Origin of the sequence: Sphingomonas sp. CCH9-F2 (assembly GCF_001556735.1) — a bacterium.
GTDB lineage: Bacteria > Pseudomonadota > Alphaproteobacteria > Sphingomonadales > Sphingomonadaceae > Sphingomonas > Sphingomonas ginsenosidimutans.
This window is the reverse complement of the sequence record NZ_LSJO01000707.1, coordinates 1-2,992: the sequence shown is the minus strand read 5'-3', so window position 1 is coordinate 2,992 and position 2,992 is coordinate 1. Positions and strand designations below refer to the sequence as shown.

Below are 2,992 nucleotides of genomic sequence, written 5' to 3'. Positions count from 1 at the left end.
GGGCTACGCCGCCCGCCCTCATTGCAATCGCGCGCGCGGCGTAGCCCAGCCCGAACACGAACAGCCGCGTCATTGCGCGCCGCCGCCCGCCGCCAGCCGCGCGGGCCGCACGATCGTCGCGCCGGGCACGTGATCCTTCTTCCACTGCATCGCCATGCGGATACGCGTCGCGCCCGACGGATGATCGAAGAACAGCGCCTCCTCCAGCGGCGTCGGCTCCAGCTTGCGATACTCGCTCAGCCGGATCGCGGTCATCGCGAACGCATCGGGCTGCCGCGCCGCGTCCAGCCCGAACGCATCCGCCGCGCTTTCATTGTGGCGGATGATCGTGTTCTTGACCGGCTCCATCACCATCGCCCCCGCCGCGATCAGCCCCAGCAGCACCGGCGTCGCCGCCGGGTCGGCCAGATCGCGCACGCCCCAGCTCGGGTTGCGCCGGATCAACCACGGCCCGATCCGCGACGCGGCGAACAGCAATGCGGCGACCACCGCCGCGAACTCCGCCACCAACCACCAGATATGGTGGAGCACATAATGCCCCATCTCATGCCCCATCACCGCCACCACCTCGTCCGGGGTGGTGCGGTTGAGGAGGTTGTCGTTCAGCGTGATGCGGATCGTCGGCCCCAGGCCGGAGACATTGGCGGAAATCCGCTTCGTCTGCCGCGATGCGTCGGACACGTAGATATGGTCCGCCGGTATCCCCTGTGCGCGCGCCACCGCGACGATCCGCTCGCGCAGCGGCCCGGCCGGCAGTTCGCTATAGGTGTTGAACAGCGGCGCGATGAACACCGGGGTCACCGCCACGGCAACCATCATCGCCGCTACCGTGCCCAGCGTGCCCCATATCCACCACGTCCGCGCGAACCGGCGCAGCGCGGCGAACAGCGCGACGAACAGCACGGCATTGATGACCAGCCCGATCGCCAGCAGCTTCGCCGCATCGCCCGCCCAGGCGGCGAACGTCTGGTTCGACAGCCCGTACTGATGCTCGCGCACGAAATCGGTGTAGACCGACCACGGCAGCAGCATGACGCTGGTCACGATCACGAACGGCAGCGCGTACCACGCCGGCACCAGCCAGCGGCGCCGGGTCCTGCGTTCCGCCCAGTCGCGCCAGCGCACCGACCAGCCCGTCGCCAGCACCACGCCGTACACCAGCACCGCGACCAGCGCATTCCACGCGATCAGCCAGTATCCGCCCTCGAAATAGGCGTCCGACGCGGCGCGCGCCGGACCGGACAGCAGGTCCAGATACGCCCGGCTCGCCGCCGCCACGTCGAAACCGGGGTTCATCCCCTGCGCCGCCGCCGCGGTCGCCAGCATCCATTCCCCCGGCATCGCTCCCCCTTATGGTGCCATCGGCCCCTTGTAGAGGGTGCCGAAATAGTCGCCCTTGTTCCACACCGGGCGCTGCGGCGCATCCGCGATCTCGCGCGCGATGCGGTAATTGGCCTCCAGGAAGCGCACGCCCTCGCCCCACAGGAACGGCTGGTTCAGATCGTCGCACGGCCGGTGGTAGCAATTGTTCATGAACGTATCGAACGCCGCGCGCCCCGGCCCCTTCAGCCCCGGCCACAGGAACACCGACGGCACGCCCTTGCGGACGAAATTGTAATGGTCCGATCGCACGAAGATCGACATCTCCGGGATCGGATCGGGCGACAGCGCGACGCCCAGCGCGCCCGTCGCGCGCGCGATGATCGGCCCCAGCGTCGACCGGTCGCCGCCGAACGCCACCATATCCTCGAACCGGTACGTCAGGATCGGCATGTCCAGGTTCACGTCGGCGACGATCCGGTCGATCGGCACCGGCGGGTGGTTGACGAAATAGTCGCTGCCCACCAGCCCCTTCTCCTCCGCGGTCACCGCCAGGAACAGGATGCTGCGTTTCGGCGCGGCGCCCGCCGCCTTGAACCGGCGCGCTTCCTCGATCAGCGTCGCGATCCCCACCGCATCGTCCATCGCGCCGTTGTAGATCGCATCGCCGTTCACCGGCTTGCCCACGCCGACATGGTCCAGATGCGCGGACAGCACCACCATCTCGCCCGCCAGCGCCGGGTCGCTGCCCGGCAGCATGCCGACGACGTTGCTGCTGGGCATCGCGCGGAACGTCGTGGCGCTGGTGATCGTCAGCGGCGCGACCGAGACGGCGGGCACGCGGCGCAGAGCCTTGCGCGCCGCCGCCTTGACGATCGCGGGCCACGCCTTCCCGAACAGCTTCGCGCCGCCCGCCGGGGACAGCGTAGCGAGCAGCGGGGTGGCGGGCGTCGCGCTGGTGCCCACCCCCGCCGGGGTCGCCCAGGTCACGCGTTCGCTCGCCTGCGCGGTGACCGCGCCGGCGAAGGCGGGCGATCCGCGTCCGGCCGCGCGCAGGTCGGCCAGCGCGATCGCGCCCACCGCGCCATGCGCCGCCGCGGCGCGCAGCCGCTCCTGCGGCCCGCCCATCGTCGCGGCCACCTCGCTCGGCAATCCGGCGGGCGCCCCGCCGATGTAGGCGACGATCCTGCCGCGCACATCAAGGCCCGCATAATCGTCGATGCCGAACGCCGGCGCCTCCAGCCCGTGGCCGACGAACACCACCGGCGCGCTGACCGCGGTCGCCTTGGCGGCGGGGTTGGCGGCGAACGCGATATCCTGGCCCGCCTCCAGCGCCGCACCGTCCGCCAGCGCGGCGCGCGCGCCCTCGGCCAGCTTGTACGCGACCAGCGGCACGGGTTGCAGGTAGCTGCCGTTCGCGCCCATCGGGGTCAGCCCGGCGGCCTGGAATTGCGCCGCGACATAGGCGGCGGCGATGTCATATTCCCCGCTGCCGGCATCGCGCCCCTTCATCGCGTCGGACGCCAGGAACATGACGTGCGACTTCAGCGCCGCTTCCTCGGGCGGCAGCGGGGCGGCAGTCTGGGCGGAAACGACGGCGGACAGCGGCAGCAGGGCAAGCGCAAGCGAACGGGCGATACGGGGCAAGGGGCGGGACTTTCCGGATTATCGG

General features: G+C 70.8%; 2 protein-coding genes. Both read right to left on the bottom strand.

Features of this window, described 5'->3' with window-relative positions; all coding sequences use genetic code 11:
* Positions 1–69: 69 nt before the first annotated feature.
* Entirely contained in the window at positions 70–1,341 is a 1,272-nt protein-coding gene (locus AX685_RS20185; RefSeq protein ID WP_231792327.1) for a M48 family metallopeptidase, read from the bottom strand.
* A 9-nt stretch (positions 1,342–1,350) separates the two neighbouring features.
* Positions 1,351–2,967, bottom strand: coding sequence for a M28 family peptidase (locus tag AX685_RS20180; protein ID WP_066492035.1), 1,617 nt, complete (start codon positions 2,965–2,967; stop codon positions 1,351–1,353).
* Positions 2,968–2,992 lie beyond the last annotated feature (25 nt).